The organism is Legionella birminghamensis (assembly GCF_900452515.1).
Classification (GTDB): Bacteria; Pseudomonadota; Gammaproteobacteria; order Legionellales; family Legionellaceae; genus Legionella_C; species Legionella_C birminghamensis.
In genome coordinates this window covers 2939717-2966313 of sequence record NZ_UGNW01000001.1, presented here as the reverse complement: position 1 = coordinate 2966313, position 26597 = coordinate 2939717, and the positions used below count along the sequence as shown (strand labels likewise).

Sequence of the window (26597 nt, the reverse complement as noted above, 5' to 3'; positions counted from 1 at the left end):
TCCGTAAATAGTTCATTAGCTATTGATGATTTTTAAAAGGTTTTATTCCATGTTTGAATTTGCTGATTAACCGATCAACAACGCATCCTTTGTTTTCTCTTTTTCCACTAAACCAACTATCATTTTGGCGCTCACGATTGATACGACGTTGAATTTCATCGCGGTGAACCGGGATTGATTGAGGGGCATCGAAAGCAAGGCGAACTTCACCATCACGATAACCCACTACAGTGCAGTAAACTTCCTCACTGATAACAACTGATTCCCCAATTTTTCTAGTTAAAACCAACATAATTCGTCTCCTTCTGTTATTTAAATAAATAGGCCTTGCACTGCCTGATATTCTCTTCAACCACTTCTTTACTGGCTGGTTGATATTTTTCTGATGTGACATAAAAAGCACTTCGTCTTTTGATATCACGACAAAAGCCAATCAATTGCGGCAGGGTCGGAGGCATTTCGCAATGATCGCGGCAATCAATAATGACCTGATTCAAAATCTCATCACTGAATTGGCTTAAGCCCTCCAACCACTCCTTCTTGGCAAATTCCAAAAAACCATCACTCTTGAACTGACTGCGCCACAAATGCCCGTAGTAAACTGCAAAGCGGGTAAACAAGTTTTCAATACACTTTTTTCTACTGTCGGTAACATTGCAGGTTGATGACGTTTGACTGCTTGTATTCGTCTTCATCGGTGATTGCTGCGTCTCCTGATTCCGGGTTCCAGAATGGATCAATGGCTCCGCTCTTAGTATTTGTGCCGCACTTCTCATTCCTTTTCTCCTGCGTTAATTCGACTTTGACTTCATCTTCCCAACATTTTTGAGACAACCAGTTAGCTGGAAATTTCCATGCTGGAACCCATTCCCCATGGGCTTCTTTTGCTATACGGGTTTTGATTTGTTGATCGAGGGATTGCAGCATGCTTTGCAGCAAAGGCTCATCTGGATTGATTTGTTTAAAGATTTCAAAGGCACGTTCACGTGACTTTTTCTCGGGGTACATACGCCAGAAATGGTCAAAACGTTGTAATAAATAAATATAATTATTTTCTTTTATTAGAGGTGTGTCGGCTTTTAGGGTTTCATCTGTGTCTGCTTTTGCTCCTATACCCTCAGAATATCCTGTATTTATAGGGAGTTTTGCATGCGACTTTGTGTCGGCTTGCTGTGTCGGGTTTGTGCCGGGTTTATTTTGGACACAATAACTGATATCCGCCAATAGACATTTTAAAATAAGATGTTTATCGAAAGACTGAATGATAATAAGACCTGAGCGTTCAAGCCCTTTAACGGCTCTTCGAATTTGCTGACGGCTAGGACTTCCAGATTCTGTAATGCCTTGATGGGGTTCAATATAAAGTACCTCAGCCAGCGATTGGTAACTGATACGACGCTTAATCCCTACTATGAAAGTATTGCGATCCATGTAGGGTCGAATCCCTCTTAAGTAAGTAATTTGCTGGATATATGAAAGCCCGCAGAGCGCATCCAATTCCTTGTCATTCACTGTAAAGTACATAAATAATCCGTTATTCCTTAACTAAAAGTCTTAGCGCCCTAGGAAACTTGTGGTACCATTTTGAGAACTTAAGGCGTTAAATAGCTCTAAATGTGCTTAAATACTCAAAACGAGTAGTTAATAAATCTCAAAATAACACAAATTGAGTTATAGTCAATATATAAATGGATTAATTTATTAACCAAACACCGTGGAATAGGTATGAACATCAAAGAGAAAATCGGCCAAAGAATCATGAATGAAAGAAAGGCCAAGGGATTGACGAGAAAAGCATTGGCTGAGTTGACAAGTGAGCTGAAAATTTCTCGTATTAATAATTATGAAAGAGGGGACCGCACTCCTGGTCCAACAGAAATTAAATTGCTGGCTAATGCACTTGAAGTTTCAGCTTCTTATTTGATGTGCTTAACCGATAACCGCGAAGGGAAGATGACAAAATCTCTTGGCATGGGGGCATTAATTCCTGTCTTAGATTACAAACAAGCAATTGATCCAGCTGCTTTCATCCAGAAAATCAAAGAGGAAGTTGATAATAAAGTCGAATTTATCCCTGTCAGTTCAACGGTCAGTGACAATATTGGAAAAACTCCTTTTGCTCTGCGAATTAAGGATGAAAGCATGATGCCTGAGTTTCGGATTAATGATGTTGTCATCGTAGATCCTGATACAAACGCTAAGCCTGGTGATTTTGTGGTTGCCCTGATTGAAGATGAGCAAGAAGTGATTATCCGGAAATATAAGCAATTATCGGCATCTAAAGCTACTCAGCAGTATGAATTAATAGCACTTAATGAGGACTGGGCTAGCATACAGATTAATTCAGATTCAAATGGTTCTATAATTGGAACTGCCGTTAACATGATGAGACATTTGAAAACTTAAAATGTGTTTTTTATTAATTTACATGGCACAATGACACTCCATTGAAATCATTTTGAATAGAAATAGAGTCAATATTCTTTAATAAAAAGCTCCTCAATTTTGGTAATTGATACGATATGAAAAAGAACAATAATGAAATAGGAAAACCTAGAATTATTTCTTTGTTTTCTGGTTGTGGTGGACTTGATTTAGGTTTTCATCAAGTCGGGTACCAAACTTTATGGGCAAATGATATTGATTTATGGGCTGCAAAAACTTTTACACATAATTTTGGTGATGTAATGTATCAGGGCGATATTGAAGAAATTGACCCTTATAATGATAAGATCATACCTGATTGTGATTTAATTTTAGGAGGTTTTCCTTGCCAAGATTTTTCAATGATTTGGAAAAGGCCGGGTCTCAATGGTGAAAGAGGAAATCTTTATAAGAGTTTTCTCAGATTTGTAGATGCCAAGAAACCTAAGGCCTTTGTGGCTGAAAATGTAAAAGGTCTTTTAAGCGCAAATAAAAATAAAGCGATCGAGACTATTATTAAAGACTTTGAAAATATTTCTCCCGGATATTTAGTCAAAATCCAGCTATATAATTTTGCAGAATATGGTGTACCTCAGTTTAGGGAAAGAGTACTAATTGTTGGCATCCGTAAAGATACTGGATTTGATTTTTGTCATCCAGAACCAACACATGGAATAGGAAGGATTCCTTACGTAACCGCGGGTAAGGCACTTAAAGATGTTGAGAAGGTTAGAGACAATAACGAGATAATGAACTCTAAATCCAAAACAATTGAAATGCTTAAACTTATTCCTGAAGGGGGAAATTTTACAGATATACCTAAAAACCATCCGTTATATGTAAAAGGAATGATTAGTCATGTATATCGAAGAATACATAGAAGTGAGCCTTCTAAAACTATAATTGCTGCAGGAGGTGGTGGTACTTGGGGATATCATTATCCTGAGCCCCGGCCACTTACAAATCGTGAGAGAGCTAGACTGCAGTCTTTTCCTGATGACTTTCACTTTATTGGCAGCATTGCTGAAGTTAGGCGCCAGATAGGGAATGCTGTTCCTCCAGTAGGAGTACATGCTGTAGCTAAAGCTTTGAAGCCTTTATTTACCCAAAACTATTCTAGAACTGACTTGTTTGAGTTGGGTGATTATCTTACTAAATTGAATATAAAAGATAGGCTTAAGTATGATCAGAACCTTAATGCAATTCAAAGAGTTGAAGTTGACTAAAGTGATATTATGGAATTATTAGCATCAAATTTTCCCCCTATTAAAACTACACATAAACGTTTTAACGATACATTTCATCAGCTAATAGGTGAGGCAAAACAGCTGAATATTGCAGTTGGGTATATATCGGAATCAGCTCTTGTTGAACTAATGGATATAGTTACAAAAAATGGAGGCCCATATTGTAACTTAGTAATTGGAATGCATTATTTTGACAACTTTACTTATTCACAATTTGCTGCAGCAAAAGATATTGAAAAATTTTTGAAAGAAAATTCTTTAGGCTCTGTCAAATTACTCACTAGTTTTCCTTATCATGGAAAAGTATACTCTTTTTTAAATTCAAATGGTGTTAAAAAGACTATAATAGGTTCTTCAAACTTAAACAACATTCTTAAACATCAAATTATTAGACAATATGAGCTTGATTTGCTTGTTGATGATATAAAGATTAATGATGATTTAAGTCAATTTATAAATACATTAATTAATATATCTCCAGAATTATCATCACCAGATTTGGAAATTAAGACATTTAAAAAAACCAATAATTTGATGGAGGACATGACAGGTGTAATAAAAATAGAAGAACAAAATCATTTAAAAAAAATTCAATCAAATCTTGATTATGGAAAATCCATTAATATTCCTCTCAAAACAGCTGAGGATAAGGCTTCAAAAAGCAATCTAAATGCATACTTCGGTAAAGGAAGAGAAAATTCCTCTACAAGGATTATTCGGAGAAGGCCATGGTATGAGGTCGAATTAATAGTACCAAAAAAAATAACTGATTTAGATTGGTATCCTAAAGCAGGTTATCCAGACTCCGTAAGTGTTATTGATGTGATTACTGATGATGGATACCAGTTTTGTTGTAAAATAAGTGGTACTAACAGCAAAAATTTAAGATCGGATGGAGATCTTAAGATTCTTGGAAAATGGATAAAAGGTAGATTGGAAAATGCTGGTGTACTTAACATTGGTCAGCTTTTAACAAACAAAGTTTTGGAAGAATATGGTAGAAACTTTATTTCTATGACGCCAACAAAGGATTTACGCCTTTGGTACCTTGATTTTGAACCCAACAGAGAATAGATGTGCATTTTAAAGAATACATTAAACTAATTGAGTCGAGATCTTCTGCTAAAATTGCTCAATCAATTGCTGAGACAGTTGATAAATTAATAACTGAGCAGGTTGAAACTTTTGACTTCCTAAATCATAAATTTGGTCTATTGCTTGGAAATGTACAAAGTGGCAAAACAGGGCAGATGTTAGGAGTTATTGCTGCTGCTGCGGATCATGACTTTGAGTTATTTATTATTTTAACGTCAGATAATGTGCAGTTGCAAAAGCAAACATTCACAAGAACATTAGATTTTTTAGATACTTTTTGTGTATGTGATGAATCAGATGACATACGGTATTTAACAAATGCTTTAAGAAAGCCTACAGTCATAGTCTTGAAAAAAAATACACGTGTTCTTGAGACATGGAAAAATTTAATTTCTTCTTCTAAATTCGCTCGAGGACGACCTATTTTTATTGTTGACGATGAAGCAGATGCAGCTAGTTTGAATACTAAAATTAATCAAGAAGATCAAAGTACTATAAACAAAAGAATAAACGAAATTGTTGATTTATCTAATAGCAGTTTCTATTTACAAGTCACAGCCACACCCCAATCAATCTTACTTCAATCAAATAACTCTACTCATAAGCCTGATTTTATTCAATATTTTCAACCAGGAGAAGGTTATCTTGGAGGGGACTTTTTTTACAATTTAAGCGAGCCATATGCTGAAAGGCAAATTCCTTATTCAATTAGGTTTACGGAAGAGGATGAGCTAGCAGTTTTAAAAGAAGAGGAAAATCATATACCCGAGGGGATGCAAAATGCCATTTCGAGTTTTTTAATTGTTGCCGCTCATTTTGAAATTTCAGGATTTAGGGATTCATCAAACTTTTTGATACATCCGAGCGTTAGTATTGCAGATCATGAAACTATCGCGGATCGCATTGGTGAAACGCTTAACTTATTACTTTATGATCTCAGAAATGACCATAATTTTAAATCAAGCCTGAAAAACGCTTGGCTTGACTTATATAAAACAAAACCCGATATAACAGATTTTGAAAAATGTTATAAGTATATTCATAGTATTTTAGAACAAAATAAAATAAACATTGTTACTATGAACTCTCGATCCAACGTTACAGTAGACCTTAATAAAGGTATTAATATTGTTATTGGTGGAAACACATTAGGAAGAGGCGTCACATTTCCAAACTTACACACAACTTATTATTGTAGAAAATCAAAAACACCTCAGGCAGATACATTTTGGCAGCACTGTCGAGCATTTGGTTACGATAGGGATCCTGGTTTAGTACGAGTTTTTATTCCGCCAAGCTTGTTTAAAATGTTTTCAGAGCTAAATCAAGCTAATAATGCAATGATTGAGTATATAGAAAACCATAATTCTAGTGATTTGCAATTAATTTATCCAAAAAACATTAAGCCAACGCGGGCGAATGTAATTGAAAAAGATAGTTTGAATATTATAGCTGGAGGGGTTAACCATTTTCCTAGTTATCCAACATCAAATAACTTATTGATGATTGATAATTTATTAACTTGTTTTGATGAAAAAGAAGAATTTCATAAGGTAGATATTGCTCTTCTAAAAGATATTATTAAGTTATTAGAATCCGAGATTGGCGAAGATTGGCCTAAAGACACTTACATTAATTGTATCGATTCTCTATTGGAAAAAGACAAAGTAGATCCAATTCTAATAGTACGAAGAAATCGTGATATTGGTAAAAATACTGGTACCCTACTATCCCCCACAGATCGGAAAATTGGAGATACTTTTAATTCTACCCTTGTTTTAACAGTCTATAGAGTCAATGGTACGATAAATAAGGGATGGAATGGAACTCCATTATGGAGAGTTATAGTCGAAAGTGGTGTATGACAAAATAAATTAGGTGGCGTATTCTGTTGCTTGTTCTTGTCGGAACACAAATCAACAAAGGAGATACGCCATGAAGGATTGTAATCTAAAGCAGTCATCGACACCAGCGGTAGCCAAGGGCTTTGAAGACCCGTTAACGGAGGTGTTGAGACAAGGAGCAAAAGAGTTGATAAGGAAAGCGGTTGAGGCCGAACTATCAGAGATGCTCTCAGCGTACTCAGACGTGCGTTTACTGGATGGTCGTCCAGCAGTAGTCAGGAATGGTTATCTCCCCGCGAGACAGCTTCAGACGGGGATAGGAGAAGTAGAGGTTCAAGTCCCGAAGGTACGAGATCGTAGCGGTTCAGGTATTCATTTTAGCAGTCAGTTGTTGCCGCCCTACTTGAGACGGACGAAGAGCATGGAAGAACTCATTCCTTGGCTGTATTTAAAAGGGTTATCAACAGGAGATTATACAGAAGCCTTATCCGCGTTAGTTGGCGAGAGTGCGCGCGGACTGTCAGCCAATACAGTGTCGCGATTAAAAGAAAAATGGCTTGATGAACACAAAGAGTGGCAACGCCAGGATTTAAGCGACAAACGCTATGTTTATTGGTGGGCTGATGGTATTTACAGCAAGGTTCGCATGGATGACAAGGTGTGCCTTCTAGTCATCATTGGTGTTACTGAGAGCGGGGTAAAAGAGCTTGTAGCGGTTAATGATGGGTATCGAGAGTCCGCAGCGAGCTGGAGTGAGGTGCTTACTGACCTGCGCCAACGAGGCCTTCCAACGGCTCCGAAGTTAGCCGTGGGGGATGGGGCATTGGGATTCTGGAGTGCCCTTGGAGCCATTTACCCTGAAACACGGCAACAGCGGTGCTGGGTGCACAAAACAGCGAATGTATTAAACAAGCTACCCAAATCGATGCAGCCAAAGGTAAAGGCCGCTTTGCATGAGATTTGGATGGCATCGACCAAAGAAGAGGCCTATAAGGCGTTTGATAATACGGTGGAGCTTTACAGCGCTAAGTACCCAAAAGCGATGGAGTGCCTGGCCAAGGACAAAGAGGAACTGTTGGCCTTCTACGATTTTCCGGCCGAACACTGGATTCACATACGGACAACCAATCCCATTGAATCTGCCTTCGCTACAGTGCGTCTGAGGACTAATAAGTCCAGAAACTGTGGCTCCAGAGACACCACCCTGGCAATGGTCTTTAAGCTCATGGAAGTGGCTCAAAAACGATGGATTAAAATTAGAGGGTTTAACCTATTAACATTAGTTGTTAATAATGTGAAATTTGTAAACGGAGTGCAAGTTAATGAGCAGTCAAACAGAGTGGCCGCCTAATGGGCATACACCAGATTTGACAATAACTCTATTAAATTTCCTAAAAATAAATTTTTTTACAGCATGGATAATTTAAATTGAAGATATGTATTTAAATAAAGGGGAGCTCATTGTATCTTTCATTTGATTTTATCCACTTGTAAACTTGCTGAGCTAGGTCATTTATAGCAGTTTTTCCTTTACCACGATGGGTACAGCCCCAGATTACAAGTACACGAAAATTTAGATCTAATAACTTTTGAATGTTCTCTTGATCCCGCAATTTATTCTTTGAGATTTTATCATACCAGTATTTCTTATTTGTTTTAGGTATATGTGATTGTTTACAATAATGCCCATGCCAAAAACATCCATTATAGAAAATAACGGCGTTATACTTCTTGAAAAATATATCGGGTTTTCCTGGTAATTTTTTAACATGCAATCTATATCTTAGGCCCATATTATGTAAAATATGGCGGATAAAAATCTCAGGAGCAGTATTTTTGGATCTAATTCTGCTCATTATTTTACTTCTTATTTCTTTACTAAATTGATCCATATGGAATTCAATATAAAAAAACTAAACATAATCTGTATAAAAAAATATACTCATTATATTATAGTTAAGTTAGCTATGTTCTGGTTAAGTAGTTTTACCCTAATACCTTCAGGACAAGCTCGAGGAAAAAGAAAGACTATAAACTAAACTCCAATCATTATAGTGAAATATTGAAATAAATTGCGCGCATTTTCTGTTCTTAAGAATTTTTTTCCAGCAAGTACTTGGCTTAGCACCAAGGGACTAGATTCAAGTATTTGAGCAAGCTCTTTGCAGTCCAATTTACTATAAGACAGAATATAATCAATTATATATTTCTGACTATCTTTTTTTAATTGAAACTTAACATCAATAACAGGTTCAGCAACTTCGAAAAAACATTCCATGTAACATCCTCGCTTTCATATTATTACGGCATAGTCCAGTTGAAAATCAGTAAACCATAGCTGTGATATCGATAAAATTAGTTTTTTTACCTGGAAAAGATCAGAGGAAAAATGCAATTCTGATCTATTTGTTATCAATTATTGTCGTTTGATACTCCTTCTTTATGCAGCTGTTATCGCTTCCGATAACCCTGAATCTGTTTTTTGTTCAATAACAGATTTAATTCTTTTGGCGATTAAGTAAAGGAAAACAGCCCCTAATAGTGCCCAGATACCCAGCTGATTAAACACATGTTGGTAATCTCCATTGGATAGCAATGGATTCGTGGATTCACCTTTTGTCATGGCATTAGAAAAGTAATGTGATAAAGATGCAGATACGCCTGATACCATCATCCAGGTGCCCATGAGCACGCCTTGTAATTGTGGAGGGGAAATTCTGCCGATCATGGCGTATCCTACTGGTCCTATCAGTAACTCTGCAATTGCCTGAGTGGTAAAATGGAGCATCACCCAATAAACACTGACATATCCATTCTTATCGGCAGAAAGGATGCCGCTGGATAGCAAGAAGAAGGAGCCTGCTAGTATCAGAAAGGCCCAGATAAATTGTTTAGTTACTGATACATTATATCCTTTCGCCTGCAGCCGCGTTAATAACGTTGATAATAATGGGGCGCCTATAATGATTACGATGGCATTGATATTCAAAATCCATTGAGTCGCCATTTCATAATTGAACAGGTGTTTATCGACATTGTTTTTAATGAATAAGGTGACGCCCATTGGGCCAGTGAAGTAGATCATCCAGAACAGGATTGATGTTACAGTTAGGATTAGAAAAGTCATAATCTTTTGCTTATCCAAAATCGATTTTTGTTGGTAGCCAAGGTATAAAATGACAAAAAACATGATAATGCTTAGGCCTACTACAACTCCATTACTGAATTGAGCTTTATAAAAACAAAGCAGGGTAAATGGAATAAGAGCTAATATAATTCCCCAGCCAATAGACTTTTTGATATTTAGTGAAGCCTTACTTGTAACTTTAATTAAAGGAGTATCGCGATCATTCAAGTTCGACCAGTACCCCCACATAAGCAAAAGTGTGATTACATTTGGAATTATGCTGGCATAGAGCAGTGTTTGATATTGATTGGAGTAATCAAAGAAGCCACTTATGACATAGCCAGCACAAAAGCCTACATTCATGTAGGAATAGCTCAAGAAAAAGGCTTTATCTCTGCGGTTATCATCCGGTGCAAAACGTTGTGTCAGTATGCTGTTGTATGCGGTGGTGTTTAAGCCACATCCTACCAGAAATAAACTCAGGCCAAGATAAAGCAACGACTTAACTGAAAGTGCCAAAAATAAAATACCAATCGTTTGTATGGCTGTGGTAATTAAAAATAAAGCTCGGTTACTTAAATATCGTCCACCAACCACTCCACCGAGTAAATGCAGAACATAGTTAAATGCGAGAAATAAACCAACAATGCTATTTGAAAGAGCGTTAGACAACCATAACTGTTTAGTGAGAAACAGAGATAATGAGGAATATAGAATTGCATAAGAGAAGGTTGAAAATGCCTGTATTAAATACAGGGGCATGATTCCTTTTGGCATTTTTTCTGATAACAGCATATTTTTTCCCTAAAACTATTTGGAAGGTGACTCTACCATTAAAAATGGATAAACTTAATCCCTTTCTGCAATTATCCTGATTTTTAAGGGATGATAATTGAAATTTAATTGCTGTATGGGTGTTTAGGAATGAACAAAATTACTAGAGTTTCATGGGATGAAGTCAAGCATCAAGTAAAGCAAGTTAACGAATCAATATATCGTGTCATTGAAGATATTACGCCTGGTAAAGAAATACCATTCTACCTGGCTCGTTATAAATTTGGTGAGCATTTCGGTATTAAAAATCATGCTTATCTGCCAACCAGCAGTGGTCAAATGGAAAAAATTGACAGCAAGCACACAGATAATGAGTTATTCAATCATCTTGGCTATGGAAAAAATAGTTTACCCTTAGGCTTAATATTGGATAAGTTTTGCGAGTGGCATTATTTTGGTGAAGATGAGCGCATCTTTCCAGACTGTGTTCAGGGACCTGGTGCAATTTTTAATATGCAGGTTATTTTTGATGAAGATCAGACTGTAGATAACAATGTGCTCTCTGTCTCATCTGGAGCGCTTTCATCCTTTTTATTACCGAATATCGGTTGTAAAAGAAAGCATGCAAGAATTCAAAAATATTTTAATGTGGCTGTTCCTGCTCCTAAATCTCCTTATGAGCATTACCTTGTATTTAAAGAAATATTGAATGATAAAAATACTATAGATAACTGGTATAGCGAGATTCTTTATTTCTCAGAGCAGTTTATCAATGAAGTTAAACATAATGATAAATGGCTTAAGCTGAAACTGTATTTCTCGGAGTCGTTAAGGAAAAAGCTGACGCAAAATACTTACGATGCTTCTTGTAATGATCTATTTCTCAGTGCCAAGAGCATTAATCGTTTCAGACCTACGCCATTTATCATGGATACAGCAAAATACATTTTTAATATTTGTATGGGCTCAGGTATTGGCGTTAAACCGGCAGTTGATGAACAGTATTTTCCAGTTAAGACAATTCAGAAAATTTATAATGAATGTTATGACTTGGAATACACAGCGACAGTTATGGTTCCGTCAGCTTTGAATGGGCAAGCTGATAGTGTTTATTATCCCTTACAGTGTCCCTTTGCCAAGATTAATACGTTTAAAACCAATCAAAGCAATAGTGCTTATAGTGAACTGGAAATGCTAAAAAATGTGCTATTGGCTTATCAGTCGGAGTTTACTGCGGATAACAGTTCCGCTTTTGGAAGCCTTCTTTATCATGTAAGCAAACAAACGGAGTTTTCTTTTTACCACTATAAATCCTCTAGTAATAAAAGCATTAATAGTTCTGAAGAACTAGAGGGAACAGATAACAGATTTGCTTTTTCTTATTGCAGCGATAAAACGCAATTTGCCAGCGATGCGAAGTTATTTAGAGGTTGCGTTAGATTAAGAAAACAATAAGGTTATATAGATGAGAATATTAGAAACAAAACGATTATTTCTACGGACTTTTCAAGAAAAGGATGTGGAATCATTAATTGCCATTAACCAGGACCCAAAAGTAATGCAGTTTTTCCCAGCCATACCCACGCGGGAAGAAACCATTGCATTCATAGATAAAATCATTTCTCATCAAGAAGAAAAAAACTTTTCCCTATATGCTGCTGAAATTAAAAATACTGGTGAAATGATTGGTTTTGTAGGTTTATTTACTGCAACATTTCAAGCTCATTTTACTCCTGCTGTTGAAATTGGTTGGCGATTATCCTCAAAACACTGGAACCAAGGCTATGCAACAGAGGCTGCCAAAGCTGTACTTGATTATGCTTTTAGGAAATTAGATTTGAATGAAGTAGTCTCGTTTACATCGGAATTAAATAAACCATCTATTCGAGTAATGCAAAAGATTGGCTTGCATACTACTTCAGAAGATGATTTTGACAATCCAAAGGTACCGTTAGGGAGCCCGCTTATTAGACACGTGTTGTATAGATTAAAACGAGCGGAGTATTTATCAACTTAGTGTTAAATCGTCAACTGTCAGATCGAGCAGCTTCAGGTATTCGTTGCTAATAGTCTTTTTTTCGATTGGTGGGATGTATACTGTTGTTATTGAAGAAATAATTGATAACTCAAGGTTACAAAGTTGAATCCATTCAATTCGGGGGGAACAAGTAGGCAGGGAAGGGGCTTCATAAAGACATATAGAGTAATTCGCTTGATAGTAGCCACTTAGATAATCTTTTAAAATTGCTAGATAGTTAGTTTTTTTCCCATCAGTTCTACCAAAGTTTGCAACTTGCCAAAGTATTAAATGCGCATGAACATCAATGAACCGTTCAAATAATACCAGCTCTGTAGCTTCAATTGAAAAACATCCCTGATCACCTGGGTCAATTTCAAGATCACTAAATAAGCAGTCTTGGGTAGATACTGCTGGCAGAATGATGGCGTCACCACCATCTTTCTTAATTTGTCTCACGGCATTAAGTGCTGAGTCTGCAAAAACGGTAGGGTGGCCGTAAAAAACAACACATAAAATTGAAACTTTCTTATATTCTTCAATAATATGATTTGTTAATGCTTGATAAGCTTCAATCCGTTTTTCGCTGCTAAAGTAGATAGAATCCAACGATTCAGAATTTTTTGCTTCTCGTTGAATCCATTGTTTTAGGTTATCTTCATTGAGAAGGTAGAGTACCTTATCAGCGTTTTGAATAACTCGTTTAGTTTCTTCGGTCAGATGGGAAATCGATTTAATTCCCGACCCTACTACTATAAGCTTATGCATTAAATTGTTATATGCTCACTATTTTATTGCTATCAGGCTGGTACTGTTTTTGTATTGAAACAATTTTATTAGAATTAGCCTGGCTCTGTTTGTTTTGATTTGTATCTAACAATAAATCTTTGTGGCTGATCAAATACTCATTCCCTACAGCATATTCAAGTTTGTCCATTAAACTCATTTTGATGTCACCTTATATTAAATTCTGATAGCCATTGTACAAATAAAATTCTTATAGGTATAGCCTAAAAAAATATTTGCAGTAATGTACTCGATATGCTCTAATAAATGCTCGAAACGAGCATTTTGGTTTATGAGTTACAGGAGTTGAGAAATCATGAGCAATATTCACCTAATCCCTCGATTAATTCGTTTAAGAGATGCTCCGACCTATGTAGGTATGGATCGTCATCGATTTAATAAAGATGTAAGGCCAAATCTGGTTGAGATTCCAATGGGAACTCAGGGTATTGCTTTTGATCGACTTGATTTAGATGCCTGGGTAGACGATTATATACGGTGTAGTGGTCGTCCCGCGGCAGTTAAACGTAGGAGTTTGGAGTTATGGGACGAAAAAGAACGCCAGGACTGCAAAAGCGTGGTAGCGTCTGGTGTATTGACAAAAAGGTCTTCGGACGACGACTTTGCGAAAGCACTGGTACTGACAACCTCGAAGAGGCGGAAAAGTATCTCGCAAGGCGTCTCGAAGAGATAAGACTTGCAACAGTCTATGGTGTTCGCCCCAAAAGAACATTCAAAGAAGCCGCTACTAAATTTCTGATGGAAAACCAACACAAACGCAGTATTAGTGATGATGCTGGTCGTTTGCGAGAAGTGGTTAAGTACATCGGGGATTTGCCTATTGAAGCAATTCATATCGGTAGCTTGCAATCCTTTATTGAAGGTCGAAGAAAGGATGAGGTGAGCACGAGAACTATAAATCATGGTTTGATGATTGTTCGGCGTATATTAAATTTAGCGGCTAGTGAATGGATGGATGAATTCGGCTTAACCTGGTTAAACTCAGCGCCAAAGATAAAACTTTTACCTGAGCCAGATTTAAGGAAACCTTATCCATTAAGTTGGGATGAGCAGCACAAGCTGTTTCAGCAGTTACCGGAGCATCTGAAAAATATGGCTTTGTTTGCCGTGAATACAGGGTGTCGGGATCGCGAAATCTGTGAACTGCGCTGGGATTGGGAAATACAAATTCCAGAATTGCCACATATCATCGTTTTTATTGTACCAGGAGAACTGGTCAAAAATGGTGAAGAACGGCTGATTGTTTGTAATGAAACGGTTCGGGAAGTGATAGAAGGGGAGAGGGATAAGCATCCTACTCATGTCTTTAGTTTTAAAGGTCGACCATTAAGTCGTATGTTATCGACTGGTTGGCGACAGGCTAGAGAAAAGGCGAAATTGCCTGAAGTAAGAGTGCATGATTTAAAGCATACCTTTGGCAGACGATTGAGAGCTGCAGGAGTAAGTTTTGAAGACAGGCAAGATTTACTTGGGCATCGTTCAGGTAGGATTACAACTCACTATTCTTCAGCTGAGTTGCAAAGTTTATATCAAGCTGCGAATAAGATTTGTGAAAATCGTAAAAGTGGAGTGATATTAACGTTATTGAGAAACCCAAAGAGTAGACCTGCCAGTCAAAATACTCTAAGGGAAAATCACGTAAGTTTGTAAGTGCGTGATCTAGGTCACGCAAAAGTCACGCAAGGACTTTTGTGTTAAAACAGGTAATCAACGTAACTTATTGATTTTAAAGGTTTAAATTGGTGGGCCCACTAGGACTTGAACCTAGGACCAACGGATTATGAGTCCGCTGCTCTAACCAACTGAGCTATAGGCCCGGAGAGATGGTGTTATTGTAATCTTAAATTTTGTGTAACACCACTTTTTTTTGAACTTTTTCAGGAGCCCTAGGGCTCCTGGGGTTATTCGTCGTCGCCTTCCAGGAAGCTTCTCAGTTTTTCTGAGCGGGAAGGGTGGCGGAGTTTGCGTAGGGCTTTGGCTTCGATCTGGCGGATACGCTCGCGGGTTACGTCGAACTGTTTGCCGACTTCTTCCAATGTGTGGTCGGTGTTCATTTCGATACCGAAGCGCATGCGCAGGACTTTGGCTTCCCTTGGTGTCAATGTTTCCAGTATCTCCAGTGTTGCTTCGCGCAGGCCTTCTGCTGTTGCACGGGCAATTGGGGATTCAATATTGACGTCCTCAATGAAGTCGCCTAAGTGTGAATCATCGTCATCGCCTACTGGGGTTTCCATGGAAATAGGCTCTTTGGCGATTTTTAGCACTTTGCGAATTTTATCTTCACTCAAATCCATTTTGGCTGCCAATTCTTCCGGAGTGGCTTCACGACCGGTTTCTTGCAGGATTTGCCTTGAAATTCGATTCAGTTTATTGATTGTTTCAATCATATGAACCGGGATACGGATTGTTCTGGCCTGATCGGCAATCGAGCGGGTAATCGCCTGACGAATCCACCAGGTGGCATAGGTTGAGAACTTATAGCCGCGGCGGTATTCAAATTTATCGACTGCTTTCATCAGACCGATATTACCTTCCTGAATTAAATCAAGGAACTGCAGGCCTCGGTTGGTGTATTTTTTAGCGATTGAAATAACAAGACGCAAGTTTGCTTCAACCATTTCTTTCTTCGCACGGCGGGCTTTGGCCTCGCCGATAGACATTTTCTTGTTGATGTCTTTAATTTCGCTGATGGTTAAACCGTATTCTTCTTCAAAAGCAGCAAGGCGGCTTTGCAGGCGCTTGATTTCATCGTTGTGCTCTTCAAGACGTCCCATATCCAGTTTTCTGCCGTGGATCTTAATCAGATCGGGTAACCAGTTTAAATCGGTCTCCTGGCCTGGGAATGTTTCGATAAACAGTTTGCGCGGGATCCTTGCTCTTTCAATACACAGGCGCATAATGCTTCTTTCGAATTCACGGATATGATTTCTCAATAATCTGAAATGCCGGGTTAGTTTGTCGACCTGGCGGGAAGTCAGTTTTAATTTCAGGAATGATTCGGCCATGGCGTCAAGCTTTTCAACAGTCAGCTTGTGGGTGCGTCCTTTTTCCCGCATGCCAGTCATGGCTTGCTCGAATTTTTCGCGCAAATCATCAAAATAGACTTTAGCGATTTCCGGGTTAGGGCCATCATCGGCTTCAATGCCGCCACCGCCTTCACCATCTTCATCGTCTTCATCATCAAGACTGACGACTTCCTCTTCAACAATCATCTCGTCCTGCTGATTTTCATCCAGCATAGAACCAATACTTGAGGGTGGTGCTTCTTCTTCGCTGTCAGCAAAGCCGCTGATAATCTCGCTAAGACGCATTTCTTCCAGTTGTACCCGATCGTAATCTTCGAGTACTAGTTGAGCCGTTTCTGGATAGTGCGCCAATGAACGCAGAACCTGATAAATACCTTCTTCGATACGCTTGGCAATGCGGATTTCGCCTTCACGGGTGAGCAGTTCAACTGTCCCCATTTCACGCATGTACATGCGGACTGGATCGGTAGTGCGGCCTGTTTCCTTGTCGACTGAAGCAAGGACTGCGGCAGCTTCCTCCACATCCTCCGGTGCTTCTTCAGTGGTGCCAAGAAGCGCTAACTCATCGTCGCTCGGTGGAAGCTCGAAAACTTTGATATTCATGCTTTCCAGCATACTGATGATTACATCAAAATGTTCAGTATCAACAATATTGGGAAGCAGATCATTAATTTGTGCATAAGTCAGGTAATTTTGATCCTTACCCAGGCTAATGACTTTTGTGATCTGTGAGCGTTGTTGTTCTTGGTCATTCATGTTCATAGGCACTTATCAGGTAATGAAGGGGAATCTGCAAAAATGTTTTTGATTATAACCTTCACGTCAAAAACATGCCAGTAAAAATGTGTTAATTTTTATCACGCCCATTCTGATGGCGTTGTTTTAACAAGTTTTGCAGCTCAATTTGCTCTGAATGAGTTAAGCCCTCTTTGCGGGATTTTTCAAGAAATTGATTAATTTTATTGTCTCTATTTTGTTTTTGCAGAAAGTTGATGATGTCAAGAAACTCTTTAACCAAGGCTTCGTCAGGCACCTGATGGTCCCAGGCCGCCAGTTTATTGAGCGAATCAAAAAATGGACTGTCTCGCCATAACTCAATCAGCGAAGCAGTGGTTACCTCCGGTTTGCTGGCAATTTGCTCGATGAGTTGTTTTAAAAGTTTCTGTTCCTTGCCGTCAAGCAGTTCCAGCTTGATTTGCTGTTGCGTTTCTGAATAAATTTCCGGGTTCTGAATCAGTAATGCAATTGCAAGACGAATAGGGGAGCGGCTAATCCCTTTTTTTGGCTTTGCCGGTGCAGCAGAATTATTTTCAGCAACTACTAATTCAATACGATGATTTTCCAGGCGTGTAAGTTGTGCAAGTTCATTGATGAGTAACTGCTTATAACCCCCTTCCGGCATATTAACCAGATAAGGTTTGGACAGATTAATCAGTTGGCTTTTTCCGCTCAGGCTATGCAAGTCCAGGTTTTCAGACAGCGTAGCAATGAAATATTCATGTAAGGGAATGGCAGATTGCAGGATAGCAATAAATTTTTCCCGGCCTTCCTTTCGCACAAAACTATCGGGATCCTGCCCTTCCGGCAAGAACACAAAACGGACATCCATTCCGCTATTCAGATGCGCCAGGGAGTTTTCCAGTGCCCGCCAGGCAGCCTGGCGTCCGGCATTATCTCCGTCAAAACAGAAGATTAATTGCTTGCAATGTTTACTGAGCAACTGAACATGATAAGCGCTTGTTGCAGTTCCCAGAGCGGCGACGGAGTTATTGATACCATGCTGGGCCAGGGCAATCACATCCAGATAGCCCTCAACGACAATGATTTGTTCGATACGGGATTGTTGTAAAACCTGATACAAACCATAGAGCTCACGGTTTTTCTGAAAGAGTACCGTCTCTGGTGAGTTTAAATATTTGGGTTGCTGATCCGGACTTATTGCCCTTCCTCCGAAGCCAATAATTTTCCCTTGCCTGTCATGGATGGGAAACATAATCCGGTTTCGGTAACGATCATAGGTTTTACCCGTGTCTTTTCGAATCAACATGCCAGTTTCAATCAAGCCTTTTTTATCGGCAGGAAAGGTTTTTTCAAGCTCACTCCAGTCAGAAGGGGCATACCCTATTTGAAACTGCTTGGCAATTTCGCCGGTTAAGCCGCGTTGCTGAAGGTATTTCACTGCTTCAGCCGCTGACGGTGTCTTTAATCGCTTTTGATAATGCTGAGTTACTCTGGCAAGCAATTGATAAAGATTAGGGCCCTGTTTTTTTCCGTGGCTTTCCTGCTCTTTGGGCACTGCCATGCCTAATCGCACTGCAAGCGTTTCCACTGCATCGGTAAAGTTCTGGTTCAGATAGGACATGATGAAGCTTATCGCATTGCCGCTGCTTCCACATCCAAAGCAATGAAAAAACTGTTTCTTGGCAACGACATTAAATGAAGGGGTTTTTTCATTATGAAAAGGACAGCAAGCGATGTAACTATTACCGCGTTTTTTTAAAGGTACGTAATGATCAATGAGTTCGACCAGATCAGTTCGGCTAAGGAGCTCATCTATAAATGGCCGTGGAATTAAGCCAGACATATTAGGACGTGTCCTCATTATTAAATTAGCTAAATTATCACAATTTTCGCCAGGAAACTAAATGAGAACACGCTCCGGAATTAGCTCAGTTTGGCCTTGATGATAGCACTGACTCGAGTCATATCGGCGCGGCCCTGTAACAGGGGTTTTAGATGCGCCATTACTTTGCCCATATCGCTCATTTTTTCGGCGCCGAGTTCTGTAATTGCCTGTGTGACAAGCGTCATGACTTCCTCTTCAGAAAGAGGCTCCGGCAAGTAATTGCCGATGACTTCCAGCTCGTATTCTTCCTGAGCGACTAAATCAGTTCTTCCAGCAGAGGTAAATTGGCTGATGGATTCTTTTCGCTGTTTGGCGAGCTTATCCATAATAACTAACAAACGTGCATCATCAACGTCTATACGCTCATCAACTTCAACCTGCTTGATTGCAGCAGTAATGAGCCGCAGGGTCTCAAGCTTTTGCTTGTCCCTGGCACGCATAGCGTCTTTCAGGTCATTACTAATGCGATCTTTGATACTCATGATGTTTTTTTACGACGGTGTTTGATAGCACGACGGGTAGTTGTATCGCGTGAAATTTTCTTCAGGTGACGTTTTACTGCAGCAGCTTGCTTTCTTTTGCGCTCAGCAGTGGGTTTTTCATAAAATTCACGACGGCGTAACTCAGTCAGGATACCTGCTTTTTCGCAAGAACGCTTGAAACGGCGAAGTGCGTATTCGGGGTTTTCACCTTCTTTCACACGAACGGTGGGCATTAATTAGTCCTCTGATATAATTAAACACAATAGGTTGGCAATTCTAGTGCCAGTTCCTCTTGACGTCAAGTTTATTGATTTAATAATTGTAATCAATTTTTGTGCCAGTTTGAAGCAAGTTTGTTAATATAACCCTTCTTTTTGTAATTTTTGCAATACAGCAACTGATTTTAGAGGTTTTACATGCTGGTTTTAGGTATAGAATCGTCCTGTGATGAAACAGGAGTGGCGCTTTATGATTCGGAGAAAGGTTTATTAGCGCATGCGCTCTATTCACAAATTGCATTGCACCAGCAATATGGCGGTGTCGTTCCCGAACTGGCTTCGCGTGATCATATTAACCATCTTGTGCCCCTGCTTGAGGAAGTGTTGCAGAAAAGCGGTTTGAATAAATCGGCAATTGACGCAATTGCCTACACTGCGGGACCCGGTTTGATTGGCGCATTACTAGTCGGCGCCTGCTTCGCCAAGAGCCTGGCTTTTGCCTTACAGATTCCTGCCCTGGCAGTCCATCATCTGGAAGCCCATATACTGGTAGCTAAAATGCAGGAAAAAACACTTGATTTTCCGTTTCTGGCCTTGCTTGTATCCGGCGGTCATACCCAGTTAATAGAAATTAATGGCTTGGATGATTACCATTTACTCGGCGAGAGTGTCGATGATGCAGTGGGTGAGGCATTTGACAAGACTGCCAAGTTGATGGGGATTCCTTATCCAGGCGGGGCGCAGCTCGCAAAACTTGCGGATAACTGTCCCCCTCATCTACAAAATAGCCTTCCGCCATTTCCTCGGCCAATGACGGATCGGCCCGGTTTGAATTTCAGTTTTAGCGGGCTGAAGACGCATGCCTTAAATGCCTGGAATAATAGTGATAAAAGTGAAGAGAGCAAAATGGCAATTGCCCATGCCTTTCAGAAAGCTGTCATTGATACCCTGCTGATTAAATGCAAGCGGGCAATGGAGTCGACTGCTGCCAATACTCTGGTTGTGGCCGGGGGAGTAGGTGCAAACCGGATGCTCCGCCAACGTTTGCAAACGATGACAGCAAGTGTTGGCGCTGATGTCTTTTTTCCCTCTCTGGAATTTTGCACGGATAACGGTGCGATGATTGCTTATGCAGGCTGTTTGCACTTATTGGCGGGGCATAAGGATATTGATTGTGCGATTGATGTAAAAGCGCGTTGGCCTTTATAGGTGGTTTGCTGGATACTGCGGCCCAGCCGCAGTACGTAGACAATAAGTTAGAAGCTGTCAGCGACAGTAGAGCAGAGCCTTCGAAATGCCGCTAACGCGGCTCCTCAGGCCGAACGGATTAGGTACAGCTGAGGCCGTGACTGTTCAAACTTTGTGAGGTTCTCAGGCGTTGGCCAGGCACCTTCAACCGATTGCATATCAAGGCTGCGGTTGAGTCGGTTTTGGTTTTCTTGTTTTAGCCGGTCTTTGGGGTTTAATTTCAGTCACATTATCAGGAATAGCAGGCCGGGCCTCTTCTTCGCCCTCAGAATCCCGTGATGAAAATTCTGCTGTCTCGGTCAGGATTTCTTCTGTCATATTTTTGAGATTGGAACGCCCAAAATGCAATTTAGGCTCTTCACCATCGATTAAGCGGGTAATGTTATCGCGATGTTTGTAAAGCACAAAAAGGGCAATAAAAAACAGCGGTGGAAACGTATCCAGGTTGCCAAGGCTTAATAAGGCATAGAGCGGCGCGAGTAAAATAGAAATGATTGAGGCGAGCGAAGAGTAGCGGGTAAAATTAGCAACCAGAAGCCAGGTGGCGATGACTACCACGCCCATTACGAAATGCAACCCCAGGAACGCACCAATGGCTGTTGCGACACCCTTACCGCCTTTAAAGCCAAAGAAAATCGGATACATATGTCCCAGTACTGCGGCAAGACAGGTAAAGCTGATTGCTGCGGGGCCGGCATGAAGCAGCTTGGCAATAAGCACTGGAAACAAGCCCTTAAGTACATCACAAAGCAGCACTATGACAGCGTATTTTTTTCCGGCAAGACGGAGAACATTGGTCGCGCCAGGGTTCTGAGAGCCTTCTGTCCGCGGATCCGGGAGGGAGAATAAGCGGCTGACGATAACGGCTGAGCATACAGATCCGGATAAATAACCCAGCACAACCACAAAAACAAACAGCAAAAAGCTTAACATGACCTCTCCTGAGCAGTGGCAATTTAAACCGTCATTATCAGGTATAATCGGCTTACTCGCAATAATGGATAGTTTCTCCGGCTCTAGCCTTTGTTATGCAGCTATACTCACTAAAAAAGTAGTCTGTTTCTACCTCAGGGAATAATAGGAGAATGTTATGCGCTATGACTTTATTATTATTGGCAATGGCAGTGCTGGTTGCGCATTGGTTAATGAGCTGCACAGACGGAACCCGGAAAAATCCATTCTGATTCTTGAAGCCGGGATTGATAATAAGGATGACCGCATTCGTAATTTCAAGCGGGTGAGAGAAACCTACACCGATTTTGTCTGGCCAATCAGTTCTGTTCCACAGGAACAATTTAATAACAGGCAAATGCCTTATATTTCGGGTAAGGTTAATGGCGGAACTGGCTCTATCAATGGAATGGTGTGTGCCAAGCCGCATGCAAAAGATGATGTGATGAGCTATCTCGACAGCGAGAGTATTGAAAAATATTTACAGCATTTTCAACCAACCGATATGTTCAGTAAAGACGAGCTTTCTGAGTGTATCATGCAAAGCTTTCTGCAGAAGGGATTTGTATTTTCTGAAAATTATTTAAATGACAAGGCGCTTTCCGGGAAAATAGCCTATCCTCGGTTGAATGTTTCCCCAAGCGGAGAGCGATTGGATCCCTATTCTGTTTTTGTGCGCAATCTGGTGTTGAGCAGCGATAAGATTACTCATTTGAATCATGCCTGTGTGGATAAAATAATTATCGATAAAGCCAATGCGGCGCAGGGAGTTGTTGTTAAAATTGAGGATAAGGAATTAGAGTTTTTTGCTACCCACGAGGTTATTCTATGCGCCGGAGCCATTTTTACTCCCGAGATTTTGTTTAAATCCGGTATCGGCCCTATGCGTATGCTGCTTGATAATAATATCCATATGGTAAAAGATCTTCCTGTCGGTGAAAATCTTCATGATCAGCTGCTGATATACGCTTCCTGTCCAGTCAAGCCTTCTTTTCGCGACAAGCATATCCCGCATGTGATGACCTTAACCAGTTTCTTTAATGAGGATGATTTTATTTTTGAGCCAGAGTTTCGTTTTGTACCGTCGGATAATAGCCGGCAACCGAAGTTTCAGCTGCAAACCTACTTTATTACTCAATCAGAAAAAATCGAAGCGGACAGCCTTGCAGTCTGTGTCGTACTGCTTCATCCCGAGAGCAGAGGCAAAGTAAGTTTACAAAATAACCAGCTGAAGGTCGATCCACAGTGCTGCTCTCGAAGCGAAGATTGGACTTCTCTACTTGCTGCCTTGAAAATTGCCACAAAAATAACTGACCATTTACCAGATTCATACTATGAGAAACGTGTATTGCCAGCCCCTGACTGTCAATCAGACGCCGACCTAATTGAATATATAAAAAACAGAGCGACCACTAACCATCACCCAGGAGGTACCTGTAAAATGGGTACAGTTACGGATAAAAATAACAGGGTGATTGGAATAAAAAAACTGAGGGTAGCTGATTCATCCATCATATCGAGGCCGGTATCGGGTAATCCCCAGCTTACGGCTTTTGCAGTTGGTTTTCATGCTGCAAAATTAATATCCGCTGATTATCAACCAGGGAGAAAGCGTTCAATGTATCCTTTCGTTAAGCGTGCATTGATGAAAATTGGATCGCCTTATTTCAGGCGTTGAAGTATTCGCTATTGGTAAACCGCTTGTATTAGACTCGTCGGGCTGAGGAGTATAGCTCCTCAGCCCGAACGGATTAATAAAAGCTGATGTTTGGTTGAAGGAGCTTTCGGGTCTGGCTCGTTAAGGTAAAAATAGCTCTTGCAGATTATTGGTGAATTGCCTTCCTAAAGCGCTGACTTGCCAGAACTTCTCTTCAAGCGTAACCAGGTTTAATTCACAGGCTCTTCTTAATTTATTTAACAAAAGATTCGTTGGTAAGCCTGTCCGTTCAGTAAAAAGTTCTAGGGGAATCGCTTGTTCAAGGCGAGTGGTGTTCAGGCAAAACTCGAAAAGCAGTGAGTCTGGATCAATAATTTCCCTGCTAGCGCAAAAAGGTTTATCTTGATTAAGATAGTCAGACGGTTGCCGGTATTTATTACTGCGTATAATAGTTGGCGTTGCTAACTCCCGTGTGAGTTTGCCGTGCGCGCCGGCCCCTATGCCAAAGTAGTCTCCGAATAACCAGTAGTTCAGATTATGTCTAGATGTTTTATTTTCACGGCTGAAAGCGGAAATTTCATAACGCGTGTAAGCGGATTCATGCAGAAGGGCGAAGCCTTGTTCTTCCATAATCGCGATTTCGTCGTCTTCGGGAAGGGTTGGCCGTTGTTTATAGAAGACTGTATTGGGTTCCAGCGTAAGCTGATACCAAGATAAATGCTCGGGTTCATACTGGAGTGCTTGTCGCAGATCCGCAAGCCCCTGTCCGATAGTTTGACCGGGTAAACCGTGCATTAAATCGAGATTGATATTTTCAAATCCGGCCTGGCGGGCTGTTTCGATGGCAAAATGGGCTTGTTTATCATCGTGTATACGGCCCAGTTTTTTTAAGTGCTCTGGATTGAAGCTTTGAATGCCCAGTGACAGGCGATTGATTCCAGCTTTCCGATATCCTCGAAAGCGCTGCTGTTCCACTGTGCCCGGGTTCGCCTCCAGTGTAATCTCAATATCCTTGGCTAGGGGAAGCAGTTTGCCAATCTCTTCAAGGAGATGGGCATAGGCGCTGGCCGAGAGTAAACTGGGGGTTCCTCCACCGATAAATATGGAAATGATTTGCCGTTGGGGGCAATCAATGAGATCCTCTTTAAGATCGTTTATTAAAGCCTGGATGTATTGCTGCTCAGGCAAGTCCTGCGGGCTTTTATGTGAGTTAAAGTCGCAGTAGGGGCATTTACGAATGCACCAGGGGACATGAATATATAGGGATGTAGGAATCATTGTCTTGGATTAGACTGGCTAATTTGGAAGTGTAATAATACCACAAGGGACTGTTGAGCAGCAAAAGAAAGTCGAAGTGAGTAAAGTTTGATCGTTTTAAGTTTGTGATATTCATTAAGGAATAGATAACTGATGCGCGAAAAACCTGTTTGTAAACAAAAAAGCGTGATTGCTAAATCCAATTTGTTTACTATTGAGCAAATGCATTTACAATTTACCAACGGTTCACAGCGAGTTTATGAGCGAATTCGCCCTCATGGGCATGGGGCTGTATTAATAGTTGCCCTGACCCCCTCTGAATCCTTACTCCTGGTAAGAGAGTATGCTGCCGGCATTGATGCCTATGAGATTGCATTTCCTAAGGGGTTGATTGAAAAAGGGGAGTCAGCTGTGGATGCGGCCAACCGGGAGTTACGTGAAGAAGCGGGGTTTGCTGCCAAGCGCCTTGACTGGATACGATCCTTGACCCTGGCGCCAGGCTATTTTGGAGCGCGTTTGGAGGTCATACTGGCCAGAGACTTATATCCTGCTCCTTTATCAGGCGATGAGCCCGAACCGCTGGAAGTCATTGAATGGCCCCTGTATGCAAGTGATGAGCTGTTATTACGTCCCGATTTTTCAGAAGCCCGCAGTATTGCGGCGCTTTTTTTAGTCAAACAATGGTTAGAGAAGGAAAAAAATAATGAGTAATCGTGTAAGAGTTGCTGTGACTGGAGCTGCTGGCCAGATTGGCTATGCGTTGTTATTTCGTATTGCTTCAGGTCAAATGTTTGGTCCAGAAACCGAAGTAGAATTAAATTTACTGGAGCTGGAGCAGGCTCTGCCTTCACTCGAAGGGGTGGCCATGGAACTGGATGATTGCGCGTTCCCACTACTGAAAAGAATACATTGCACTGCTGATTTGAAAGATGGCATGAATGGTGTCAACTGGGCTGTTTTAGTCGGCGCGGTACCTCGCAAACAGGGGATGGAACGTTCTGATCTCTTGCAGATTAATGGCGGCATCTTTACCAAACAGGGCCAGGCGATTAATGATCATGCCGCTGATGATGTTCGCGTTTTTGTAGTCGGCAACCCATGCAATACCAACTGCTTGATTGCTATGCACAGTGCGCCGGATGTTCCGGGAGACCGTTTCTATGCTATGACCATGCTTGATGAATTACGTGCCCGTACCCAGTTAGCCAAGAAAGCCGGGGTGCCAGTCACTGATGTCACACAAATGACCATTTGGGGAAATCACTCTGCCACGCAATATCCTGATTTTTACAATGCAAAAATTAAAGGCGAATCAGCTGCCAAAGTCATTAATGATGAGACATGGCTGAAAGAGACCTTTGTTTCGACTGTTCAACAGCGTGGTGCTGCGGTAATCAAGGCGAGAGGCGCTTCATCGGCTGCATCTGCTGCTAATGCAATCATCCAGGGCGTTAATCATCTGGTGACAGACACGGCTTCCAACGAAACATTCTCAATGTGCCTGCGTTCGAACGGGGAATATGGTGTCGATAAGGGCTTAATTTTCTCCTATCCTTGCCGTGTACAAAATGGCAAATTGTCAGTGGTTGAGAATTTACCCTTAAACGACTACGGTCAAGCCAAGTTCCAGGCGACTCTTGAAGAATTGCGTCAGGAGAAAGCGGCGGTTAAAGACCTGGGGTTGATTAAGGAGTAATTTGCTTCAAATCCCTGTGGCCTTGACCCATAGCTATCTACACAAGAGCATGAGAATTAAAAGCTATCGAATCCCCGCGGCTGCGACCGCGGGGCCCACAT

The 26597-nt window shown here is 40.6% G+C and carries 26 protein-coding genes and 1 tRNA gene; 12 read left to right on the top strand and 15 right to left on the bottom strand.

Annotated features, from left to right (window positions below):
- Positions 1 to 19: 19 nt before the first annotated feature.
- From DYH42_RS12640 to DYH42_RS12630, 3 genes are read right to left on the bottom strand one after another with little or no spacing between them, the layout of a single operon-like run.
- On the bottom strand, positions 20 to 292 hold the full coding sequence (locus DYH42_RS12640; RefSeq protein WP_058523467.1) for a carbon storage regulator: 273 nt from the start codon (positions 290 to 292) through the stop codon (positions 20 to 22).
- 16 nt (positions 293 to 308) lie between these two features.
- Complete coding sequence (locus tag DYH42_RS12635; protein WP_058523468.1) at positions 309 to 620, bottom strand: hypothetical protein; 312 nt, start codon at positions 618 to 620, stop codon at positions 309 to 311.
- A 19-nt stretch (positions 621 to 639) separates the two neighbouring features.
- On the bottom strand, positions 640 to 1524 hold the full coding sequence (locus DYH42_RS12630) for a hypothetical protein (RefSeq protein ID WP_058523469.1): 885 nt from the start codon (positions 1522 to 1524) through the stop codon (positions 640 to 642).
- 201 nt (positions 1525 to 1725) lie between these two features.
- Between DYH42_RS12630 and DYH42_RS12625 the strand changes: the two genes are divergently transcribed.
- The 5 genes from DYH42_RS12625 to DYH42_RS12605 all read left to right on the top strand — a co-directional run bounded on the left by DYH42_RS12625 (position 1726) and on the right by DYH42_RS12605 (position 7961).
- Positions 1726 to 2406, top strand: coding sequence for a helix-turn-helix domain-containing protein (locus DYH42_RS12625; protein ID WP_058523470.1), 681 nt, complete (start codon positions 1726 to 1728; stop codon positions 2404 to 2406).
- 116 nt (positions 2407 to 2522) lie between these two features.
- The gene (locus DYH42_RS12620) at positions 2523 to 3650 is read left to right on the top strand and encodes a DNA cytosine methyltransferase (protein WP_058523471.1); all 1128 of its coding nucleotides are present in this window, start codon (positions 2523 to 2525) and stop codon (positions 3648 to 3650) included.
- Between the two features lie 9 nt (positions 3651 to 3659).
- Positions 3660 to 4745 (top strand): restriction endonuclease PLD domain-containing protein, encoded by a 1086-nt coding sequence (locus DYH42_RS12615; RefSeq protein ID WP_058523472.1) that lies wholly within the window; start codon positions 3660 to 3662, stop codon positions 4743 to 4745.
- 2 nt (positions 4746 to 4747) lie between these two features.
- Positions 4748 to 6631: a Z1 domain-containing protein gene (locus DYH42_RS12610; protein WP_058523473.1), complete on the top strand. Its 1884-nt coding sequence runs from the start codon at positions 4748 to 4750 to the stop codon at positions 6629 to 6631.
- 70 nt (positions 6632 to 6701) lie between these two features.
- On the top strand, positions 6702 to 7961 hold the full coding sequence (locus DYH42_RS12605) for an IS256 family transposase (RefSeq protein ID WP_115316897.1): 1260 nt from the start codon (positions 6702 to 6704) through the stop codon (positions 7959 to 7961).
- Positions 7962 to 8052: 91 nt separating this feature from the next.
- Here the strand turns inward: DYH42_RS12605 and DYH42_RS12600 are convergent, their stop codons facing one another.
- From DYH42_RS12600 to DYH42_RS12590, 3 genes are all read right to left on the bottom strand, one after another.
- Positions 8053 to 8502, bottom strand: coding sequence for a very short patch repair endonuclease (locus tag DYH42_RS12600; RefSeq protein WP_058522557.1), 450 nt, complete (start codon positions 8500 to 8502; stop codon positions 8053 to 8055).
- Between the two features lie 143 nt (positions 8503 to 8645).
- Positions 8646 to 8888: a hypothetical protein gene (locus DYH42_RS12595; protein ID WP_058522556.1), complete on the bottom strand. Its 243-nt coding sequence runs from the start codon at positions 8886 to 8888 to the stop codon at positions 8646 to 8648.
- A gap of 162 nt (positions 8889 to 9050) precedes the next feature.
- A complete protein-coding gene (locus DYH42_RS12590) occupies positions 9051 to 10532 on the bottom strand; it encodes a peptide MFS transporter (RefSeq protein ID WP_058522555.1) in 1482 nt (493 codons plus the stop codon).
- Positions 10533 to 10661: 129 nt separating this feature from the next.
- On the opposite strand from DYH42_RS12590, the gene DYH42_RS12585 reads away from it, so the two are divergent.
- Positions 10662 to 11966, top strand: coding sequence for a hypothetical protein (locus DYH42_RS12585; RefSeq protein ID WP_058522554.1), 1305 nt, complete (start codon positions 10662 to 10664; stop codon positions 11964 to 11966).
- Between the two features lie 10 nt (positions 11967 to 11976).
- A complete protein-coding gene (locus tag DYH42_RS12580) occupies positions 11977 to 12528 on the top strand; it encodes a GNAT family N-acetyltransferase (protein ID WP_058522553.1) in 552 nt (183 codons plus the stop codon).
- Here the strand turns inward: DYH42_RS12580 and DYH42_RS12575 are convergent.
- Positions 12520 to 13296: an SAM-dependent methyltransferase gene (locus DYH42_RS12575; protein WP_058522552.1), complete on the bottom strand. Its 777-nt coding sequence runs from the start codon at positions 13294 to 13296 to the stop codon at positions 12520 to 12522. The two genes, DYH42_RS12580 and DYH42_RS12575, sit on opposite strands and share 9 nt — an antisense overlap.
- 7 nt (positions 13297 to 13303) lie before the next feature.
- Positions 13304 to 13465 (bottom strand): hypothetical protein, encoded by a 162-nt coding sequence (locus DYH42_RS16630; RefSeq protein ID WP_162263079.1) that lies wholly within the window; start codon positions 13463 to 13465, stop codon positions 13304 to 13306.
- Positions 13466 to 13857: 392 nt separating this feature from the next.
- On the opposite strand from DYH42_RS16630, the gene DYH42_RS12565 reads away from it, so the two are divergent.
- Positions 13858 to 14985, top strand: a complete 1128-nt coding sequence (locus DYH42_RS12565) for a tyrosine-type recombinase/integrase (protein WP_237758949.1) — start codon at positions 13858 to 13860, stop codon at positions 14983 to 14985.
- A 90-nt stretch (positions 14986 to 15075) separates the two neighbouring features.
- Here DYH42_RS12565 and DYH42_RS12560 read toward each other — a convergent pair.
- The 5 genes from DYH42_RS12560 to rpsU form a co-directional block, all read right to left on the bottom strand.
- Positions 15076 to 15152 (bottom strand) — tRNA-Ile (locus tag DYH42_RS12560).
- Positions 15153 to 15236: 84 nt separating this feature from the next.
- On the bottom strand, positions 15237 to 17123 hold the full coding sequence (rpoD, locus tag DYH42_RS12555; protein ID WP_058522549.1) for an RNA polymerase sigma factor RpoD: 1887 nt from the start codon (positions 17121 to 17123) through the stop codon (positions 15237 to 15239).
- Positions 17124 to 17208: 85 nt separating this feature from the next.
- A complete protein-coding gene (dnaG, locus tag DYH42_RS12550; RefSeq protein WP_058522548.1) occupies positions 17209 to 18945 on the bottom strand; it encodes a DNA primase in 1737 nt (578 codons plus the stop codon).
- A gap of 80 nt (positions 18946 to 19025) precedes the next feature.
- Positions 19026 to 19469 carry a GatB/YqeY domain-containing protein gene (locus tag DYH42_RS12545; RefSeq protein ID WP_058522547.1) on the bottom strand — a complete coding sequence of 148 codons (444 nt, stop codon included), beginning with the start codon at positions 19467 to 19469 and terminating at the stop codon, positions 19026 to 19028.
- Positions 19466 to 19702, bottom strand: coding sequence for a 30S ribosomal protein S21 (gene rpsU, locus DYH42_RS12540; RefSeq protein ID WP_058508433.1), 237 nt, complete (start codon positions 19700 to 19702; stop codon positions 19466 to 19468). Before rpsU ends, DYH42_RS12545 begins: the two co-directional genes overlap by 4 nt.
- A gap of 183 nt (positions 19703 to 19885) precedes the next feature.
- On the opposite strand from rpsU, the gene tsaD reads away from it, so the two are divergent.
- Positions 19886 to 20896: a tRNA (adenosine(37)-N6)-threonylcarbamoyltransferase complex transferase subunit TsaD gene (gene tsaD / locus DYH42_RS12535; RefSeq protein WP_058522546.1), complete on the top strand. Its 1011-nt coding sequence runs from the start codon at positions 19886 to 19888 to the stop codon at positions 20894 to 20896.
- Positions 20897 to 21094: 198 nt separating this feature from the next.
- Here the strand turns inward: tsaD and plsY are convergent, their stop codons facing one another.
- Complete coding sequence (gene plsY, locus DYH42_RS12530) at positions 21095 to 21868, bottom strand: glycerol-3-phosphate 1-O-acyltransferase PlsY (protein WP_083503049.1); 774 nt, start codon at positions 21866 to 21868, stop codon at positions 21095 to 21097.
- Positions 21869 to 22025: 157 nt separating this feature from the next.
- Between plsY and DYH42_RS12525 the strand changes: the two genes are divergently transcribed.
- Positions 22026 to 23564, top strand: coding sequence for a GMC family oxidoreductase (locus DYH42_RS12525; RefSeq protein ID WP_058522545.1), 1539 nt, complete (start codon positions 22026 to 22028; stop codon positions 23562 to 23564).
- A gap of 120 nt (positions 23565 to 23684) precedes the next feature.
- On the opposite strand, the gene hemW is transcribed toward DYH42_RS12525, so the two are convergent.
- Entirely contained in the window at positions 23685 to 24821 is a 1137-nt protein-coding gene (gene hemW, locus DYH42_RS12520; protein WP_058522544.1) for a radical SAM family heme chaperone HemW, read from the bottom strand.
- A 132-nt stretch (positions 24822 to 24953) separates the two neighbouring features.
- On the opposite strand from hemW, the gene nudE reads away from it, so the two are divergent.
- Entirely contained in the window at positions 24954 to 25511 is a 558-nt protein-coding gene (gene nudE, locus DYH42_RS12515; protein ID WP_058522543.1) for an ADP compounds hydrolase NudE, read from the top strand.
- A complete protein-coding gene (locus DYH42_RS12510; protein WP_058522542.1) occupies positions 25504 to 26496 on the top strand; it encodes a malate dehydrogenase in 993 nt (330 codons plus the stop codon). Before nudE ends, DYH42_RS12510 begins: the two co-directional genes overlap by 8 nt.
- Positions 26497 to 26597 lie beyond the last annotated feature (101 nt).

Bases quoted from the DNA above. Each gene is read 5' to 3' on its own strand.
- DYH42_RS12600 (WP_058522557.1), bottom strand. From the start codon at position 8,502: ATGGATCAATTTAGTAAAGAAATAAGAAGTAAAATAATGAGCAGAATT.
- DYH42_RS12585 (WP_058522554.1), top strand. From the start codon at position 10,662: ATGAACAAAATTACTAGAGTTTCATGGGATGAAGTCAAGCATCAAGTA.
- nudE (WP_058522543.1), top strand. From the start codon at position 24,954: ATGCGCGAAAAACCTGTTTGTAAACAAAAAAGCGTGATTGCTAAATCC.
- DYH42_RS16630 (WP_162263079.1), bottom strand. From the start codon at position 13,465: ATGGACAAACTTGAATATGCTGTAGGGAATGAGTATTTGATCAGCCAC.
- DYH42_RS12580 (WP_058522553.1), top strand. From the start codon at position 11,977: ATGAGAATATTAGAAACAAAACGATTATTTCTACGGACTTTTCAAGAA.
- tsaD (WP_058522546.1), top strand. From the start codon at position 19,886: ATGCTGGTTTTAGGTATAGAATCGTCCTGTGATGAAACAGGAGTGGCG.
- DYH42_RS12615 (WP_058523472.1), top strand. From the start codon at position 3,660: ATGGAATTATTAGCATCAAATTTTCCCCCTATTAAAACTACACATAAA.
- rpoD (WP_058522549.1), bottom strand. From the start codon at position 17,123: ATGAACATGAATGACCAAGAACAACAACGCTCACAGATCACAAAAGTC.
- DYH42_RS12565 (WP_237758949.1), top strand. From the start codon at position 13,858: ATGGGACGAAAAAGAACGCCAGGACTGCAAAAGCGTGGTAGCGTCTGG.
- plsY (WP_083503049.1), bottom strand. From the start codon at position 21,868: ATGTTAAGCTTTTTGCTGTTTGTTTTTGTGGTTGTGCTGGGTTATTTA.
- DYH42_RS12640 (WP_058523467.1), bottom strand. From the start codon at position 292: ATGTTGGTTTTAACTAGAAAAATTGGGGAATCAGTTGTTATCAGTGAG.
- dnaG (WP_058522548.1), bottom strand. From the start codon at position 18,945: ATGTCTGGCTTAATTCCACGGCCATTTATAGATGAGCTCCTTAGCCGA.
- DYH42_RS12575 (WP_058522552.1), bottom strand. From the start codon at position 13,296: ATGCATAAGCTTATAGTAGTAGGGTCGGGAATTAAATCGATTTCCCAT.
- DYH42_RS12605 (WP_115316897.1), top strand. From the start codon at position 6,702: ATGAAGGATTGTAATCTAAAGCAGTCATCGACACCAGCGGTAGCCAAG.
- DYH42_RS12545 (WP_058522547.1), bottom strand. From the start codon at position 19,469: ATGAGTATCAAAGATCGCATTAGTAATGACCTGAAAGACGCTATGCGT.
- DYH42_RS12525 (WP_058522545.1), top strand. From the start codon at position 22,026: ATGCGCTATGACTTTATTATTATTGGCAATGGCAGTGCTGGTTGCGCA.
- hemW (WP_058522544.1), bottom strand. From the start codon at position 24,821: ATGATTCCTACATCCCTATATATTCATGTCCCCTGGTGCATTCGTAAA.
- DYH42_RS12510 (WP_058522542.1), top strand. From the start codon at position 25,504: ATGAGTAATCGTGTAAGAGTTGCTGTGACTGGAGCTGCTGGCCAGATT.
- DYH42_RS12620 (WP_058523471.1), top strand. From the start codon at position 2,523: ATGAAAAAGAACAATAATGAAATAGGAAAACCTAGAATTATTTCTTTG.
- DYH42_RS12595 (WP_058522556.1), bottom strand. From the start codon at position 8,888: ATGGAATGTTTTTTCGAAGTTGCTGAACCTGTTATTGATGTTAAGTTT.
- DYH42_RS12625 (WP_058523470.1), top strand. From the start codon at position 1,726: ATGAACATCAAAGAGAAAATCGGCCAAAGAATCATGAATGAAAGAAAG.
- rpsU (WP_058508433.1), bottom strand. From the start codon at position 19,702: ATGCCCACCGTTCGTGTGAAAGAAGGTGAAAACCCCGAATACGCACTT.
- DYH42_RS12630 (WP_058523469.1), bottom strand. From the start codon at position 1,524: ATGTACTTTACAGTGAATGACAAGGAATTGGATGCGCTCTGCGGGCTT.
- DYH42_RS12590 (WP_058522555.1), bottom strand. From the start codon at position 10,532: ATGCTGTTATCAGAAAAAATGCCAAAAGGAATCATGCCCCTGTATTTA.